15 protein-coding genes and 1 riboswitch are annotated in these 15,659 nt (G+C 57.5%); of the genes, 8 read left to right on the top strand and 7 right to left on the bottom strand.

Going from position 1 to position 15,659, the window contains the following annotated elements; translation table 11 throughout:
* The first annotated feature begins 2 nt into the window (after positions 1 to 2).
* Both ACK5JN_RS11535 and ACK5JN_RS11530 read left to right on the top strand, forming a co-directional pair.
* On the top strand, positions 3 to 734 hold the full coding sequence (locus tag ACK5JN_RS11535) for a molecular chaperone (RefSeq protein ID WP_416870300.1): 732 nt from the start codon (positions 3 to 5) through the stop codon (positions 732 to 734).
* Positions 731 to 1,804 carry a fimbrial protein gene (locus ACK5JN_RS11530; RefSeq protein WP_416870299.1) on the top strand — a complete coding sequence of 358 codons (1,074 nt, stop codon included), beginning with the start codon at positions 731 to 733 and terminating at the stop codon, positions 1,802 to 1,804. The genes ACK5JN_RS11535 and ACK5JN_RS11530 overlap by 4 nt, the downstream gene beginning before the upstream one ends.
* Before the next feature lie 64 nt (positions 1,805 to 1,868).
* Here ACK5JN_RS11530 and ribB read toward each other — a convergent pair whose 3' ends face one another.
* Positions 1,869 to 2,522, bottom strand: a complete 654-nt coding sequence (gene ribB / locus ACK5JN_RS11525) for a 3,4-dihydroxy-2-butanone-4-phosphate synthase (protein ID WP_416870298.1) — start codon at positions 2,520 to 2,522, stop codon at positions 1,869 to 1,871.
* Between the two features lie 104 nt (positions 2,523 to 2,626).
* Positions 2,627 to 2,775: riboswitch (FMN riboswitch) on the bottom strand.
* A gap of 121 nt (positions 2,776 to 2,896) precedes the next feature.
* Between ribB and ubiK the strand changes: the two genes are divergently transcribed.
* The gene (ubiK, locus tag ACK5JN_RS11520) at positions 2,897 to 3,166 is read left to right on the top strand and encodes a ubiquinone biosynthesis accessory factor UbiK (protein ID WP_416870297.1); all 270 of its coding nucleotides are present in this window, start codon (positions 2,897 to 2,899) and stop codon (positions 3,164 to 3,166) included.
* Between the two features lie 110 nt (positions 3,167 to 3,276).
* Here the strand turns inward: ubiK and hldE are convergent, their stop codons facing one another.
* The 3 genes from hldE to ACK5JN_RS11505 are packed head-to-tail and all read right to left on the bottom strand — an operon-like array spanning position 3,277 to position 8,921.
* On the bottom strand, positions 3,277 to 4,710 hold the full coding sequence (gene hldE / locus ACK5JN_RS11515; RefSeq protein ID WP_416870296.1) for a bifunctional D-glycero-beta-D-manno-heptose-7-phosphate kinase/D-glycero-beta-D-manno-heptose 1-phosphate adenylyltransferase HldE: 1,434 nt from the start codon (positions 4,708 to 4,710) through the stop codon (positions 3,277 to 3,279).
* A gap of 47 nt (positions 4,711 to 4,757) precedes the next feature.
* Complete coding sequence (gene glnE, locus ACK5JN_RS11510; protein WP_416870295.1) at positions 4,758 to 7,598, bottom strand: bifunctional [glutamate--ammonia ligase]-adenylyl-L-tyrosine phosphorylase/[glutamate--ammonia-ligase] adenylyltransferase; 2,841 nt, start codon at positions 7,596 to 7,598, stop codon at positions 4,758 to 4,760.
* 21 nt (positions 7,599 to 7,619) lie between these two features.
* Positions 7,620 to 8,921: an inorganic triphosphatase gene (locus tag ACK5JN_RS11505; RefSeq protein WP_416870294.1), complete on the bottom strand. Its 1,302-nt coding sequence runs from the start codon at positions 8,919 to 8,921 to the stop codon at positions 7,620 to 7,622.
* 234 nt (positions 8,922 to 9,155) lie between these two features.
* Between ACK5JN_RS11505 and ACK5JN_RS11500 the strand changes: the two genes are divergently transcribed.
* Together ACK5JN_RS11500 and ACK5JN_RS11495 are read left to right on the top strand one after the other, a co-directional pair.
* Positions 9,156 to 9,776: a TIGR04211 family SH3 domain-containing protein gene (locus ACK5JN_RS11500; protein ID WP_416870293.1), complete on the top strand. Its 621-nt coding sequence runs from the start codon at positions 9,156 to 9,158 to the stop codon at positions 9,774 to 9,776.
* Positions 9,777 to 9,841: 65 nt separating this feature from the next.
* Positions 9,842 to 11,083 (top strand): multifunctional CCA addition/repair protein, encoded by a 1,242-nt coding sequence (locus ACK5JN_RS11495; RefSeq protein WP_416870292.1) that lies wholly within the window; start codon positions 9,842 to 9,844, stop codon positions 11,081 to 11,083.
* Between the two features lie 10 nt (positions 11,084 to 11,093).
* Here the strand turns inward: ACK5JN_RS11495 and bacA are convergent, their stop codons facing one another.
* Together bacA and folB are read right to left on the bottom strand one after the other, a co-directional pair.
* Positions 11,094 to 11,915, bottom strand: coding sequence for an undecaprenyl-diphosphate phosphatase (bacA, locus tag ACK5JN_RS11490; RefSeq protein ID WP_416870291.1), 822 nt, complete (start codon positions 11,913 to 11,915; stop codon positions 11,094 to 11,096).
* A gap of 92 nt (positions 11,916 to 12,007) precedes the next feature.
* On the bottom strand, positions 12,008 to 12,367 hold the full coding sequence (gene folB, locus ACK5JN_RS11485) for a bifunctional dihydroneopterin aldolase/7,8-dihydroneopterin epimerase (RefSeq protein ID WP_416870290.1): 360 nt from the start codon (positions 12,365 to 12,367) through the stop codon (positions 12,008 to 12,010).
* A gap of 107 nt (positions 12,368 to 12,474) precedes the next feature.
* On the opposite strand from folB, the gene plsY reads away from it, so the two are divergent.
* Positions 12,475 to 13,092 carry a glycerol-3-phosphate 1-O-acyltransferase PlsY gene (gene plsY, locus ACK5JN_RS11480; RefSeq protein WP_416870289.1) on the top strand — a complete coding sequence of 206 codons (618 nt, stop codon included), beginning with the start codon at positions 12,475 to 12,477 and terminating at the stop codon, positions 13,090 to 13,092.
* A 60-nt stretch (positions 13,093 to 13,152) separates the two neighbouring features.
* Here the strand turns inward: plsY and tsaD are convergent, their stop codons facing one another.
* A complete protein-coding gene (tsaD, locus tag ACK5JN_RS11475) occupies positions 13,153 to 14,166 on the bottom strand; it encodes a tRNA (adenosine(37)-N6)-threonylcarbamoyltransferase complex transferase subunit TsaD (RefSeq protein WP_416870288.1) in 1,014 nt (337 codons plus the stop codon).
* 235 nt (positions 14,167 to 14,401) lie between these two features.
* Between tsaD and rpsU the strand changes: the two genes are divergently transcribed.
* On the top strand, positions 14,402 to 14,617 hold the full coding sequence (gene rpsU, locus ACK5JN_RS11470; protein WP_001144069.1) for a 30S ribosomal protein S21: 216 nt from the start codon (positions 14,402 to 14,404) through the stop codon (positions 14,615 to 14,617).
* Between the two features lie 238 nt (positions 14,618 to 14,855).
* A partial coding sequence (gene dnaG / locus ACK5JN_RS11465) for a DNA primase (RefSeq protein WP_416870287.1) occupies positions 14,856 to 15,659 on the top strand: 804 nt, incomplete at its 3' end.

The raw sequence follows: 15,659 nt of genomic DNA, 5'->3' as shown, positions 1-15,659 counted from the left end.
AAATGACGCATATGAAAGGACTCCTCTGGCTACTGCTCGCCCTCTCACTCACCGGGCAGGCCGCCGTCTCGCCGGATCGTACCCGGGTGATTTTCAACGCCGCCAGCAAAGCGGCAAGCCTGAAGCTCACCAACGCCAGCAAAGAGCTTCCCTATCTGGCCTACTCGTGGATTGAAGATGAAAAGGGCACAAAGAGCGATGCCTTTTTTGCCGCGCTGCCGCCAATGCAGCGGCTGGAGCCGGGCGCGGTGACTCAGGTACGCATCGTCAAGCAGGGTAGCGTCGCCACGCTGCCCGCCGATCGGGAATCGCTGTTTTACTACAATATTCGCGAAATTCCACCCGCGCCTGATGCCGGCGATAATCATGCCGTAGTGCAGGTGGCGATGCAGTCCAAAATAAAAATGTTCTGGCGTCCGACGGCGCTAAAGAAAAAGCCAGGCGACCTGACGGAACACGCCATGACGTTCAGGCTGAGTGGCAAAACCCTGCAAATCGCCAACCCAACCCCCTACTACATTACGTTGGCCTACCTGGGCCACGATCTGCGCGGCGTGCTCCCTGGGTTTAAAACCACCATGCTTGCGCCGTTCGGCTCTGCCAGCCTGAATGTCGGGGCGAACGGCGGGCCAGGTTTCTATCTCGGTTATATGGATGACTACGGCGCGCTGCGGATGCTACTGCTGAACTGCCACGGCGTCTGTACCTTTACCGTGCCGGAGGCTAAAAAATGATCCGTCGACTTTCCTCACTGCTGCTGCTGGCGCTGCTGTTTGGCCCTTTTCAGGCGGCGTGGGCGGTACACTGCTATCTTGGCGCCTCTGGCGGCCCCACCGAGAAGTATCAAACCATCGATGAGTTTGCCGTGCCCAATAATGCCCAGGTTGGCGATAAAATTTGGGAAAGCGGCGATATCAAAGTGCCCGTGTACTGCGACAACGGCGATAGAACGGAAGGCGGCGTTCGCGTCGGCGAGCACGTGTACGCATGGTTAAATCCCTATTCCTCGGTCGACGATCCGTACTATCAGCTTGGCGTCACCTACGCGGGCGTCGACTATGACTCCACGCAGGGCGCGGTAGGCATCGATACCAACACCTGCATCGATAATGTCTACTACGAAAAATTTACCGCCGATCAGATCAGAGCATCGGGATGGGAAGGTCGACTGTGCAGCCAAAACGCCGACGACACCCACTATTCGCGCACTTTTATCGCCCGTATGCGGTTGTATGTAAAGCTAAAAGCCATACCCGCGCATGATTATCAGAGTACGCTGGGCGACTTTACGCTAGTGCAGTTTGACGGCGCCGACGGCTGGAACCAAAGCCCGGACGCCTACAACCTCAAATACCACGTCAACGGTCTGGAAAATATCCGCGTACTCGATTGCAGCGTAAGCTTTGATATTAACCCGGCCAATCAGGTGATTGATTTTGGCTCGTTTAACCCGTACGAAATTGCCAGCGGCGCCATGGCTCGCGAATTCTCCATCACCACCACCAAAAGCCAGGACGGCATGTGCACCGACGGCTTTAAGGTGTTGTCGTCGTTCTATACCACTGAAACGCTGGGCGACGACGATACCGCACTGCTGATTGGCAACGGCCTGCAGCTACAAATTCGCAATGCCAGCGACAATTCGCTCAGCACCTTTAACCAGTACGCGGAGTATGCCGATTTTACCGGCTCACAGCTTTCCGTGAAGCAGGACTATACGGCTGAGTTATCTAAAGTGACGGGGGAGGACGTTAAGGTGGGGCACTTCGAATCGGTGGTGCTATTTAAGATTAACTATAACTAGGCCCGGTGTAGCCCGGCCAAGCGCAGCGACGCCGGGATCTCTCCCGGCGTCAGCAGAATGGCACTTAGCTTGCTTTACGCTCGTGCTCACGACGGTAAGCCACCAGATCTTCAATGGTCACCAGCGCCATATTGTGTTCTTGCGCAAACTTGATGCACTCCGGCGCGCGCGCCATGCTGCCATCGTCGTTGGTCAGCTCACACAGTACGCCAGCGGGCTTGAAGCCGGCAAGGCTCACCAGATCGATAGTCGCTTCGGTGTGGCCACCGCGGGTCAGAACGCCGCCCGGCTGCGCGCGCAGCGGGAATACGTGGCCCGGACGGTTGAGGTCGGACGGTTTCGCGTTATCAGCGATCGCCGCACGAACGGTGGTCAGGCGGTCAGCGGCGGAAACGCCGGTGGTGACGCCGTGCGCCGCTTCGATGGTGACGGTAAAACCGGTACCGTAGGCGCTGGTGTTGTTGTCCACCATCATCGGCAGATCCAGCTGTTTACGACGTTCGTCGGTCAGACACAGACAAACGATGCCGCTACCGTGACGGATAGTCAGCGCCATTTGTTCAACGGTCATGTTTTCGGCGGCAAAGATCATGTCGCCTTCGTTCTCGCGATCTTCGTCGTCCAGCACCATCGCGCCGCGGCCTTCGCGCAGGGCAATCAGTGCGTTTTCAACGCGTTCGAACGGAGTACCAAAAGAGGAAAGTAGCGTCTGATTCATGGTAAAAAAACCTCATTAAAATTATGGTTACCAGAATCAGGGCAGTCTTAGGAGTGCCGATAAACGGCAAATAGATAACGCGAGCGGGCTAAACCCAACTGGATCGTTACTCTCTCCCATCCGGACTTTAACCGTCGGCCCCGGAATTACACCGGATCTGCTGACCTTCAGATTGGATCTGAAGCGCTCGCGGGCTTTCAGCCGTAGCTGATTTACCGCCGGTGGGGAATTTCGCCCCGCCCTGAGAATAAGCGTACTCACTATAACGCTAATGATTATCTTCGGCAATGCATAAGCTTCGAACAATTCTGGTTTATCGTATCGGGAGAAGACACTACAATAGCGGTAATGCCGACAGAATCAGGGAAACAGAGATGATCGACCCGAAGAAAATTGAACAAATCGCCCGCCAGGTTCACGAATCCATGCCGAAAGGGCTGCGTGAGTTCGGGGATGACGTAGAGAAGAAAGTTCGCCAGGTGATCCAGTCTCAGCTGACGCGCCTTGATGTGGTGAGCCGCGAAGAGTTTGACGTACAAACGCAGGTGCTTCTGCGCACCCGTGAAAAGCTGGCGCTGCTGGAGCAGCGGATTAGCGAGCTGGAAAACCGCGACGCGGCGCCAGTTGCTGAAGAAAAAGAGTAATCAGAACTGCCCCCTCACCCTAACCCTCTCACCAAAAGGGAGAGGGGACCGTTCGGTTTTCTCCCTCGCCCCTTTGGGGAGAGGGCCGGGGTGAGGGGAAGCGCGAAGCGTTACTTCCCGCTATCCTTCTGAATCTTCTTAATAATGTTGGTGGTCGAACAACCATCTTCAAAATTCAGCACCAGCACTTCACCGCCGTTCGCCCACACTTCTTCGCTCCCGGCAATTTGTTCTGGCTTATAGTCGCCGCCCTTCACCAGACGATCCGGCAGGATCCCGGCAATCAGGCGCTGCGGCGTATCTTCTTCAAACGACACCACCCAGTCGACCGACTCCAGCGCACCCAGCACGATCATCCGCTGATCCAGCGGGTTAACCGGACGCGACTCGCCTTTCAGACGTTTCGTTGAAGCGTCGCTGTTAACCGCCACGATCAGGCGATCGCCAAGCTTACGCGCGTTAGCCAGATAAGAGACGTGGCCCGCATGCAGAATGTCGAACACGCCGTTGGTCATCACGACTTTCTCACCGCGACGACGCGCGGCGGCGACCGCCTGCTTCAATTCTTCTTCGCTCATCACGCCAAAACCAGTATCGGCACGACCGCGCACGGCGTTTTCCAGTTCGATAGGAGAAACGGTAGAGGTACCCAGCTTACCGACCACCACGCCCGCCGCCGCGTTAGCGAAGAAGCAGGCCTCTTCCAGGGTTTTACCGGAAGCCAGCGTTGCCGCCAGCACGCCAATCACCGTATCACCGGCACCAGTGACGTCGTACACTTCCTGTGCCTGGGTTGGCTGATGCAGCGGTGCTTTGCCTGGCTGCAGCAGCGTCATGCCCTGCTCGGAGCGAGTCACTAACAACGCGGCAAGATCGAAATCAGCAATCAATTTCATGCCGCGCTCAACCAGCTCTTCTTCGCTTTTACATTTACCCACTACCGCTTCGAACTCGGACAGGTTCGGCGTCAGCAGCGTCGCGCCGCGATAGCGTTCAAAATCAGTCCCTTTCGGATCGATCAATACCGGTACTTTCGCCTGACGCGCCAGCTTAATCATCTGCTGCACGCTTTCCAGCGCGCCCTTGGCGTAGTCGGAAAGCACCAGCGCGCCCACGTTCGGCAGGCCGCTCTGGATACGGTCGTGCAGCGGCTGCGGATCCACACCGGCAAAACCTTCTTCGAAATCAAGACGAATCAGCTGCTGGTTGCGCGACAGCACGCGCAGCTTGGTGATGGTCGGGTGCGTCGGCACAGAGACGAAATCACATTTGACGTTCACGTCAGCCAGCGCTTTGTTCAGCGCGCGCGCAGCATCATCAATGCCGGTCAGGCCCACGAGACGAGAATTCGCGCCCAGGGAAGCGATGTTCATAGCCACGTTCGCCGCGCCGCCGGGACGCTCTTCGATCGTTTCCACCTTAACCACCGGTACCGGGGCTTCCGGGGAAATACGGCTGGTTGGGCCATACCAGTAGCGATCCAGCATCACGTCGCCAACCACCATCACTCCTGCACGTTCAAATTCCGGCAGCGTCACTTTCATTCGTGTCTCCTGAGAGAATCAAAATTTTCGCGCGATAATAGCACATTTCACGGTTGAACCAGCCACTTCTGCCAGCTGGCGCTCACCAGCTCGCGCTCTTTAACGAAGCTCGCCAGATCCACATTGCCCGGCAGCTCCTGAAGCGCCAGGTGATGTAACGCATCGCGCAGCGTGGTGTAAGCGCGGGTTAACGCCTGCGCTTCCTGCTCATCCATAATGTCGTTTTGCGCCAGCAGTTCGAGGATGCGCACGTTATCCGACCAGCGGGTCAGCTTCGGCTTCTCGTGGGCATAGCGCAGCACCAGATACTGGGTAATAAACTCAATATCGGTGATACCGCCAGCGTCGGTTTTAATGTCAAAACGGTCACGCTGCTTGCCGCCGAGGTGAGCGCGCATTTTTTCCCGCATCTCACGGACTTCGGTTTGCAGCGCCGCGCCGTCGCGCGCATTGGTCAGGATCTGACGACGGATCGCATCAAACTGCTGCTGAAGCTGCGGATCGCCATACACCACGCGGGCGCGCACCAACGCCTGATGCTCCCAGGTCCACGCTTCGTTCTGCTGATAATCGGCAAACGCTTCGGCGGTCGTCACCAGCATCCCGGCCGCACCGGACGGGCGCAGACGGGCATCCACTTCATACAAAATACCGGATGACGTACGGGTGCTGAACAGGTGCATAATGCGCTGCGCCAGTCGCAGATAGAACTGGCGGCCGTCAATCTCGCGCTCGCCGTCGGTCATCGCATCCATCGGGCAGTCGTGCAGGAACACCAGGTCGAGATCCGAGCTGTAGCCTAGCTCCCAGCCGCCCAGCTTGCCATAGCCAATCACCGCAAAACCGCGACCGGAGCGTTCACGCAGGTGGGTCGGCTGGCCGTAGCGCGCCACCATTTGCACCCACGCCTGCTGCACCACAGCGTCAATCATCGCCTCGGCCAGCCAGGTTAAGTGGTCACTGACCTTCATGACCGGCAGCGTGCCAGCGATATCGGCCGCCGCAATGTGCAGCAGCTGCGCCTGTTTAAACTGACGCAGTGCTTCCAGCTGTTGCTCTTCGTCTTCTTCCGGCACGCGCAGCAGATACTGGCGCAGTTCGTCGCGATAGGCGTCGGTAGCCGTCGGCTGGTACAGCGTGTTCGGGTCAAGCAGTTCGTCCAGCAGCAGCGGATAGCGCGCCAGCTGGCTGGCCACCATCGGCGAAGCCGCACACAGGCGAATCAGATGCTTCAGCGTACCGGGGTACTCGCTCAGCAGCTCCAGATAGGTCGTTCGGGTGACGATGCCGCTCAGCAGCGGCGTAATGCGCGACAGCAGCACCAGCGCGTCCTCGCGGGCGCACACTTCGCTGAGCAGATGCGGCATCAGTGAATCCAGCACCTGACGCCCGCGCGGGCCGATGGTACGCTTATCCAGCTCTTTGCGGAAATCGGCAATCTGCGACAACACGCGATGACGATCGTCGTCGCTAAGGTGAATCAGCACAGCCGGTGAATCATCCTCCTGCAGCGTGTCCTGCCACAGTTCACGCCAGGACTCCGACAACTGCTCTTCCTGCGAACTTTCTTCATCATCGCCGATAAGCTCGTTAAACACCCGTCGCACCTGCGCCATCAGCGCATCCAGCCGTTCCGTGAGTGTCTCCCAGTCGGCAAAATGCATGCCCCACGCCAGACGCGCACGGTTAAGATCGTCGCCGGGCAGCGTTTGCGTCTGCTCGTCGTTAATACTTTGCAGCAGGTTTTCCAGGCGACGCAGGAACAGATACGCTTCACGCAGCACCTGCGCATCGTTTTCTGACAGCAGATTGAGCGCCTCAATGGCGGTCAACGTCGGTAGCAGCGAACGGCTTTGCAGCGTCGGCTCGCGGCCACCGCGAATCAACTGGAAGACCTGAACGATAAACTCGATTTCGCGAATGCCGCCCGCGCCCAGCTTGATGTTGTCCTTCAAGCCACGACGACGCACTTCGCGGGTGATCATCCCTTTCATGTTGCGCAGAGACTGAATCACGCTGAAGTCGATATAGCGACGGAAGACAAAGGGCCGCAGCATCGCGCGCAGCTCGCTGGTGTAAACGCCATCGTCATCGCCCATGATGCGCGCTTTCACCATCGCGTAGCGCTCCCAGTCGCGCCCCTGCTCCTGGTAATAATCTTCCAGCGCCGCAAAGCTCAGCACCAGCGGGCCGCTGTCGCCGAACGGCCGCAGGCGCATATCCACGCGGTAGACAAAACCGTCCTGGGTGGGCTGGTCGAGCACTTTAATTAACCGCTGCCCCAGGCGGGTGAAGAACTGGGCGTTATCCAGCTCACGCCGCCCGCCCTGGGTGCTGCCGTGCTCCGGCCAGGCAAAGATCAGATCGATATCGGAAGAGAAGTTCAGCTCGCCGCCACCGAGCTTGCCCATGCCGAGAATCAGCAGCGGCTGCGGAACGCCGTCGGCGCTACACGGCGTGCCCCACTCGCGGCAGCAGGCGTCATACAGCCAGTTGCGGGCGCTGACGATCAGCGTCTCCGCCAGATGGCTAAGCTGCTGGAGCGTATCTTCTTCGGAAACCTGCGACAGCGCCTGTGACCAGGCGATACGCACCATGATCCGGCGACGGAACAGACGCAGCGCGCGCATCAGCGCCGCTTCGTCGTAAACCTCCGCCAGCTCGGCCTGCAGCCAGCCCGCGTACTGCCGCCACTCGTCCGCCTGCGGCGGCTCGCTTTCCAGCGACGCCAGCCACTCGGGATGCGCCGTTAAACTTTGCTGAACAAAATCACTGAAGGTGCAAACGGCCTGCGCTTCGGCACTCAACGCCCCGAGGGGAACATCGTCCGGGGCGCGATCGAGGAGCGTTTGCCAGTGCTGCTGTAACTGCGAAGAAAGCGGCGTCATACACGGGTTCCCTGAAGTTAATTAACGTTTTCCGCTGTGGAGCCAGAACGGCTCAACCGACAGTGCCTCATTGCGGTAATGTTCAATCTCAATGTGCTGACGGGTTTCGATGGCGTGGCGCAGGCCCTGCCAGTTGGCCAGCCAGTTCGCCGCCTGCTCGTGGTCGTAGTAGCCAGCCAGCAGATGGACGGTGTTGATATCGCGCGTCAGACGCGGCAGTTGGTCGCCATACGCATCACCCAGCGGATAGGCGAAGGTCGTGCGCAGTTCGGCGGCCTGACGAGAAAGATGAATATCGGCAAAGCGTTTAAACGAGTCGGCCAGTTTGGCTTCGGCTTTGGCATCAATAAACGGCTGCCAGCCGCGCGTCACCAGCCACTCGGTGTAGGCTAGCTTGGTCACCGCTGTTTCACGGCTGAAGACGGCATCATGCGCGGAAGCATCGCTGGCCATCAGCGCGTCGACCTGAGTGAGCCCGTCACGCAGGCTGGCGCTGGCTTTACGCGGCACGATGCCGCCGAACAGGGTCAGGATATGACGCACCAGGCCCAGCGCGTTGATCACTTCGGCTTTCGCTTTTTTGTGACCGCGCAGCCACAGCTCTTCATGGTACTGCCAGTGCGCCAGCGCTTTTTCCAGCGCCGCTTCCATCGCCTGGCCCACCGTCGCTTTCGGCGGCAGCGCTAAAATGGTCAGCGGCTGCAGCTCCCTCACCGGGTTGCCTTGCGCCAGATGATAGCCGCGCGCGGCTTTGCTCAGGCTGCCCTGACGCAGCAGGCCGGTCTCAACCAGCTGTTTCGCCAGCGTCAGCACGTCGGCAGTCTCGCCGCTCAGCAGTTCCAGCTCCAGTTCGCAAATGGCTTCCTGATGCTCACCGGCTTTAACCTCCCCCTGATCCAGCGCGATTTCAATCTGGCTTTTGCCGTGCTTCACCACCCATTTTTCACGGTAAAAGTCAGTGCTGAACAGCGGGTTGACCTGCTCAGCCAGCCCTTCCGGCATTTCGCCGTTCGGCCAGACTTCAGCAGGCAGCTGATCAAGCGCCAGCTCGGGGGTGCTAATGTCGATATTGTATTCCGGACGCTGATGCAGCCCGCCCACGGTGCGGCCGGCGATTTTCATGGTCATCTCGTAACGACCATTATCGCCGCGGATGCGCAGCCCCATGTCATGGCGACGCAGCCAGTTATCGGCGGTTTCGTAATAGATATTCAGCAGCTGCACCGGCGGGGTGTGTTCTGCTGGCAGCGTGTGAAGGTGGTTGCGCAGCGTTTCAACGCCAGCGCCATCGACGATAAATTTGAGTTCGATTTCTTGAGCCATGACTGAATTCTTATGGTTTCGTTGCCGGGAAATACCTTTACGGCGAACTTACAGGTATTCTTTTTGTCAGTAGATAGTATTTTGCGACAAATTGCCATGCAATGCGCAATTTGTCAGGTCAGCAGCTGATGGCGTTTTTTCCTCCTGGAGGATTCCGATTGCCGCAGAATGCTTTGCGTCGTCAGACTGTTGCCACTACTATCGTTCCACTTTTATGACAAAAACGATGATCTGATGCCAAAATTACGCTTAATTGCCATTACTTTACTTGCACTTACCGCTTCAACCGTCGCGCATGCCGATGAAAAGCGTTACGTCTCCGATGAACTGAACACCTGGGTACGCAGCGGCCCGGGCGATAACTATCGCCTGGCGGGCACCGTCAACGCGGGTGAAGAAGTTACCCTGCTGCAGACCAACGAAAACACCCAGTACGGCCAGGTGCGCGACAGCAACGGCCGCACCGCGTGGATCCCGCTCAAAGAGCTGACCGCCACGCCAAGCCTGCGCACCCGCGTGCCGGATCTGGAAAATCAGGTCAAAACCCTGACCGACAAGCTGAACAACATCGACACCACCTGGAACCAGCGCACCGCAGAAATGCAGAAAAAGGTTTCCGAGAGCGATACGGTGATCAACGGCTTGAAAAACGAGAACCAGAAGCTGAAAAACGAGCTGATCGTAGCGCAGAAAAAGGTGAACGCCGCGAATCTGCAGCTTGATGATAAGCAGCGCACCATCATCATGCAGTGGTTTATGTACGGCGGCGGCGTGCTCGGTATTGGCCTACTGCTCGGTCTGGTTCTGCCGCACATCATCCCAAGCCGTAAACGTAAAGATCGCTGGATGAACTAAGCCAATTCGCCTTACGTCGACATCTTTCGTATTATCAGAAAGAAAATGATGAGGAGAAGCGTGGCGTGAAGAGTTATCTGGTCGGCGGAGCGGTTCGGGACGGGCTATTAGGCCTACCGATCAAAGATAAAGATTGGGTAGTGGTCGGCGCCACGCCGCAGCAAATGCTTGATGCGGGCTACCAGCAGGTAGGCCGCGATTTTCCGGTGTTTTTGCACCCGGATAGCCATGAAGAGTACGCGCTGGCGCGCACCGAGCGGAAATCGGGTTCCGGTTATACCGGCTTTACCTGCTACGCAGCGCCGGACGTCACGCTGGAGCAGGACCTGCTGCGCCGCGACCTCACCGTTAACGCCCTCGCCCAGGACGCCGACGGGGCCATTATCGACCCCTACGGCGGCCAGCGCGATCTGCAACAGCGCATCCTGCGCCACGTTTCCCCTGCCTTCGCCGAAGACCCGCTGCGCGAGCTGCGCGTCGCGCGTTTTGCCGCGCGCTATGCACACCTTAGCTTCCGTATTGCCGACGAAACCCTGGCGCTGATGCGCGAGATGGCCGACGCCGGCGAACTGGCGCACCTGACGCCCGAACGCGTCTGGAAAGAGACGGAAAGCGCGCTCGGCACCCGCAACCCGCAGGTTTTCTTCCAGACGCTGCGCGACTGCGGCGCGCTGAAGGTGCTGTTCCCGGAAATCGACGCGCTGTTTGGCGTCCCCGCTCCGGAGAAATGGCACCCGGAAATTGACACCGGCGTTCACACCCTGATGACGGTATCGATGGCCGCGATGCTCAGCCCGGATATTGACGTCCGCTTCGCTACGCTGTGCCACGACTTAGGCAAGGGGCTGACGCCCAAAGCGCTGTGGCCGCGTCACCACGGTCACGGCCCGGCGGGGGTTAAGCTGGTCGAGCAGCTGTGCCAGCGCCTGAAGGTACCAAACGAAATGCGCGAGCTGGCAAAACTGGTCGCCGAATTCCATGACCTGATCCATACCCTGCCGATCCTCCAGCCCAAAACGCTGGTCAAACTTTTCGATTCCATCGACGCCTGGCGCAAGCCGCAGCGTGTGGAACAAATTGCGCTCACCAGCGAGGCGGACGTCCGCGGGCGTACCCGCTTCGAAGCCTGTGACTACCCGCAGGGCCGCCTGCTGCGTGAAGCGTGGATCGCGGCGAAAAGCGTGGGCAACAAAGAGGTGATTGAGGCCGGATTTAAAGGCCCGGAAATTCGCGAAGAGCTGACGCGACGCCGGATTCAGGCGGTGGCCAACTGGAAGGAACAGCGTTGCCCCCAGCCGAAAGACTGAGGGCACGGCTTCAGAAGAAGACCACGTAGACCGCGGCTGCAACGATGAAGCGATAGATAGCGAACGGAATAAACGAAATACGCTTAATCAGCTGCAGGAAGGTTTTGATGGCGACCAGGGCGACCAGGAAGGCCATCACAAACCCGACGGCAAACATCGGGATATCGCCAACGGTCAGGAAGTGCCAGCTCTTGTAGAGATCCAGCATGGTGGCGCCCATCATCATCGGCACCGCCAGCAGGAAAGAGAACTCGGATGCCGCATAGCGGCTCACGCCCATCAGCATGCCGCCGGAAATGGTCGCCCCGGAGCGGGAAAAGCCCGGCCACAGCGCCAGACACTGGAAGCAGCCAATCATAAACGCCTGACGGTATGTCATATCGTCAACGCCGACCGCGCGTGGCACCTTCGGTTTCAGGCACTCGGCGGCAATCAGCAGTAAACCACCCACCACCAGCGCATACATCACGTTAATCGGGTTAAACAGCGACTTGATGGTATCGTGGAAGACCAGCCCCAGCACCACCGCCGGGATCATTCCGAGCAGAATGTGAATGAGCGACAAACGGCCTGAACCTTCCCCTTCATGCACCGGAGGACGGCCAAAGTGGATGCCAATCAGGCCAAACAGCCGACGCCAGAACATCACCACCACCGCGAGGATCGATCCCAGCTGGATCACCACCTCAAACGTCTTTGCCGTATCTCCTTCAAAGCCCAGCAGATGGCCGACGATAATCATATGGCCGGTGCTGGAGACGGGCAGAAATTCAGTCAATCCTTCGACCACACCCAGAATAGCCGCTACCAGCAGCGAGTGCATATCGCTCATTAAATAAACCCTTAAATGTAAACAATAAAATAAACCCGGCACTAAGACCGGTATAAATCACTTTGGTTTAAGTTATATGACGAATAATAAGATTAATTAGGATTATGGCCACGCTGGACGATCACGCCCACGTTGGCGGCGCGCGCCACCGCGCCCGGCTTGCTCACCTTAATGCGCACCCACGGGGAGTTAAAGCGCGACATCAGCAGCTCGGCAACCTCTTCCGCTACGCGTTCTACCAGCGCGAAACGGCTGCCTTCGACGTGTTTCACCACCGCGTCGCTGATATCCGCATAGCTCAGGCAGTCTTCGACGTTATCGCTGGCGGCGGCTTTACGGTTGTCCCAGCCTAATTCGATATCGAACACCAGCTTCTGTTCAATGGTTTGTTCCCAGTCATAAACACCGATAGTGGTGATTACCGAAAGTTGCTCTATAAATACAATATCCATCACGACCTGCTTGGTTTTAGGCTAAACCGGATACCACTTCCGGCGAATTATGCGTATTATCCACAGATGCAGAGAATACTTCGACATTTTCAAAATGGAACAGCGTTATGAGTGCAATCGAGCCTGGAATGATCCTCCTTGCCTACCTTTGCGGCTCAATCTCCAGCGCCATTCTGGTCTGCCGCATCGCGGGGTTGCCTGACCCTCGCACCAGTGGTTCCGGCAACCCCGGCGCCACCAATGTCCTGCGCATCGGCGGCAAAGGCGCTGCCGTGGCCGTCCTGGTTTTCGACATCCTGAAAGGGATGCTGCCCGTCTGGGGCGCTTATGCCCTTGGTTTATCCCCGTTCTGGCTGGGCCTGGTCGCCATTGCCGCCTGTATGGGCCATATCTGGCCGGTTTTCTTCCATTTTCAGGGTGGCAAAGGCGTCGCAACCGCGTTCGGCGCGATTGCGCCTATCGGCTGGGATCTTACCGGCGTAATGGCTGGGACCTGGCTTTTAACCATTCTGCTTAGCGGCTATTCGTCGCTGGGGGCCATCGTCAGCGCGCTGGTCGCCCCGTTCTACGTCTGGTGGTTTAAGCCCCAGTACACCTTCCCGGTATCGATGCTGTCATGCCTCATTCTGCTGCGCCATCATGACAACATTCAGCGTCTGTGGCGACGTCAGGAGACAAAAATCTGGTCGCGCCTGAAAAAGCGTAAGCACAAAGACGTTGAATAACGCGCACAAAAAAGCCCTCCGCATCAGGAGGGCTTTTCGTTACGAGCGCCAGCCAGAAAGTCAGGCGGCCGGCAGCTCCGCCAGCGGCCAACGCGGACGCACGGTCACGCCCAGCGATGCATTGACGCCCGTTTTCAGGCGCACCATGCCGGCATAAGCAATCATCGCGCCGTTGTCGGTACAAAACTCCGGACGCGCGTAGAATACTTCACCGCCGCGTTTCTGCATCATGGTCGCCAGCTTCGCGCGCAGCGTACGGTTAGCGCTTACGCCGCCCGCCATCACCAGGCGCTTAAAGCCGGTTTGATCCAGCGCGCGTTTGCACTTGATCATCAGCGTATCCACCACCGCATCTTCAAAGGCGCGGGCGATATCGGCGCGGGTTTGATCGTCATTGCCGTTATTGCGAATGGTGTTCGCCGCGAAGGTTTTCAGGCCGGAGAAGCTGAAATCCAGCCCCGGGCGATCGGTCATCGGACGCGGGAACACAAAGCGCCCTTCCGTTCCCTGAGAGGCCAGCTTCGACAGCATTGGGCCGCCGGGATAATCCAGACCGAGCAGCTTGGCGGTTTTATCAAAGGCTTCGCCCGCCGCATCGTCGATTGACTCACCCAGCAGCGTGTATTCACCAATGCCAGTCACGCTAATCAGCTGCGTGTGCCCGCCGGAAACCAGCAGCGCGACAAATGGATATTGCGGCGGATTGTCTTCCAGCATCGGCGCCAGCAAGTGGCCTTCCATATGGTGTACCGGAATGGCCGGCACGTTCCAGGCAAACGCCAGCGAACGCCCTACGGTTGCGCCAACCAGCAGCGCACCCACCAGACCCGGACCGGCGGTATAGGCCACCGCGTCGATATCTTTGGCCGTCAGGTTCGCTTCTTTTAACGCCGCCTGAATCAGGGGAACCGTTTTACGCACGTGGTCGCGCGACGCCAGCTCAGGCACCACGCCGCCGTAGTCAGCGTGCAATTTCACCTGACTATACAGCTGGTTGGCTAACAGACCTTTTTCGTCGTCATAAATTGCGATGCCGGTTTCATCGCAGGATGTTTCAATACCCAGTACACGCATGGCTAGATTTACCTCGTTTCAATACCGCGCAGTGTAGGTTTTCTGTCCCGGCTTGTAAAACATTGTTCGCCCCGGCAGGCTGCCTCGTGTATACTCCTCACCCTTAAAAAGTCCCGTTCAAAAACGCGTCGGTGCTTTACAAAGCAACAGCATTTGCAGTAAAATTCCGCACCATTTTGAAATAAGCTGGCGTTGATGCCAGCGGCAAACCGAATTTATTAAAGGTGAGAGTTACATGCCGGTAATTAAAGTACGTGAAAACGAGCCGTTCGACGTAGCACTGCGTCGCTTCAAGCGTTCCTGTGAAAAAGCGGGTGTTCTGGCGGAAGTTCGTCGTCGTGAGTTCTATGAAAAACCGACTACCGAACGTAAGCGCGCTAAAGCTTCTGCAGTGAAACGTCACGCGAAGAAACTGGCTCGCGAAAACGCACGCCGTACTCGTCTGTACTAATCTCTTGAGAGCATCGGCTCTCAGGTTACAGACCGAGTTGTAGTTGCAAGGCCGTGCTTCCGAAAGGAATGCGCGGCTTGTTTTCGTTTATAAATCATCATTTACACAAAATCATTCATGCTGTATCAAGGCGGCAAGTGAGTGAATCCCCGGAGCTTACATAAGTAAGTGACAGGGGTGAACGAACGCAGCCAACGCAGAGACAGTTTGAAGGATGAAGTGTAAATAAACGGGGCCTATGGCTGGACGAATCCCACGCGTATTTATTAATGATCTGCTGGCGCGCACCGACATCATCGATCTGATCGATGCCCGGGTGAAGCTGAAAAAGCAGGGCAAAAATTACCATGCGTGCTGTCCGTTCCATAACGAGAAAACCCCCTCTTTCACCGTGAACGGTGATAAGCAGTTTTACCACTGCTTCGGCTGCGGCGCGCACGGCAATGCCATCGACTTTTTAATGAACTACGACAAGCTCGAGTTCGTTGAAACCGTTGAAGAACTGGCGGCCATGCACAACCTTGAAGTGCCGTACGAAGCCGGAACAGGTCTTAGCCAGATAGAGCGTCACCAGCGTCAGAATCTCTATCAGCTAATGGAAGGGTTAAATGATTTTTATCAGCAATCCTTCGCTCAACCCAATGCCGAGCCGGCACGCCAGTATCTGGAGCAACGCGGTCTGAGTGCCGAGATTGTCCAGCAATTTGCTATTGGTTTTGCACCGCCGGGCTGGGATAACGCCTTAAAACGTTTCGGCGGCAATGTCGACAACAGGAAACTGCTGCTCGATGCCGGAATGCTGGTCAATAACGACCAGGGAAGAACCTACGACCGTTTCCGCAATCGCGTGAAGTTCCCGATTCGCGACAAACGAGGCCGGGTAATTGGTTTTGGTGGCCGCGTACTCGGTAACGATACGCCGAAATACCTGAACTCCCCGGAAACCGATATTTTCCATAAAGGCCGTCAGCTGTATGGCCTTTATGAAGCCCAGCAGCACAACGCTGAACCACCGCGTCTGCTGGTTGTCGAAGGGTATATG

This window comes from Kluyvera sp. (assembly GCF_047971185.1).
Taxonomy (GTDB): Bacteria; Pseudomonadota; Gammaproteobacteria; order Enterobacterales; family Enterobacteriaceae; genus Kluyvera.
The sequence above is the reverse complement of the archived record's forward strand: the minus strand, read 5'-3'. Positions and strand labels throughout refer to the sequence as shown.

Excerpts from the sequence above, each read along its gene's own strand:
- ACK5JN_RS11535 (WP_416870300.1), top strand. The coding sequence starts at position 3 with ATGACGCATATGAAAGGACTCCTCTGGCTACTGCTCGCCCTCTCACTC.
- ACK5JN_RS11530 (WP_416870299.1), top strand. The coding sequence starts at position 731 with ATGATCCGTCGACTTTCCTCACTGCTGCTGCTGGCGCTGCTGTTTGGC.
- ribB (WP_416870298.1), bottom strand. The coding sequence starts at position 2,522 with ATGAATCAGACGCTACTTTCCTCTTTTGGTACTCCGTTCGAACGCGTT.
- ubiK (WP_416870297.1), top strand. The coding sequence starts at position 2,897 with ATGATCGACCCGAAGAAAATTGAACAAATCGCCCGCCAGGTTCACGAA.
- hldE (WP_416870296.1), bottom strand. The coding sequence starts at position 4,710 with ATGAAAGTGACGCTGCCGGAATTTGAACGTGCAGGAGTGATGGTGGTT.
- glnE (WP_416870295.1), bottom strand. The coding sequence starts at position 7,598 with ATGACGCCGCTTTCTTCGCAGTTACAGCAGCACTGGCAAACGCTCCTC.
- ACK5JN_RS11505 (WP_416870294.1), bottom strand. The coding sequence starts at position 8,921 with ATGGCTCAAGAAATCGAACTCAAATTTATCGTCGATGGCGCTGGCGTT.
- ACK5JN_RS11500 (WP_416870293.1), top strand. The coding sequence starts at position 9,156 with ATGCCAAAATTACGCTTAATTGCCATTACTTTACTTGCACTTACCGCT.
- bacA (WP_416870291.1), bottom strand. The coding sequence starts at position 11,915 with ATGAGCGATATGCACTCGCTGCTGGTAGCGGCTATTCTGGGTGTGGTC.
- folB (WP_416870290.1), bottom strand. The coding sequence starts at position 12,367 with ATGGATATTGTATTTATAGAGCAACTTTCGGTAATCACCACTATCGGT.
- plsY (WP_416870289.1), top strand. The coding sequence starts at position 12,475 with ATGAGTGCAATCGAGCCTGGAATGATCCTCCTTGCCTACCTTTGCGGC.
- tsaD (WP_416870288.1), bottom strand. The coding sequence starts at position 14,166 with ATGCGTGTACTGGGTATTGAAACATCCTGCGATGAAACCGGCATCGCA.
- rpsU (WP_001144069.1), top strand. The coding sequence starts at position 14,402 with ATGCCGGTAATTAAAGTACGTGAAAACGAGCCGTTCGACGTAGCACTG.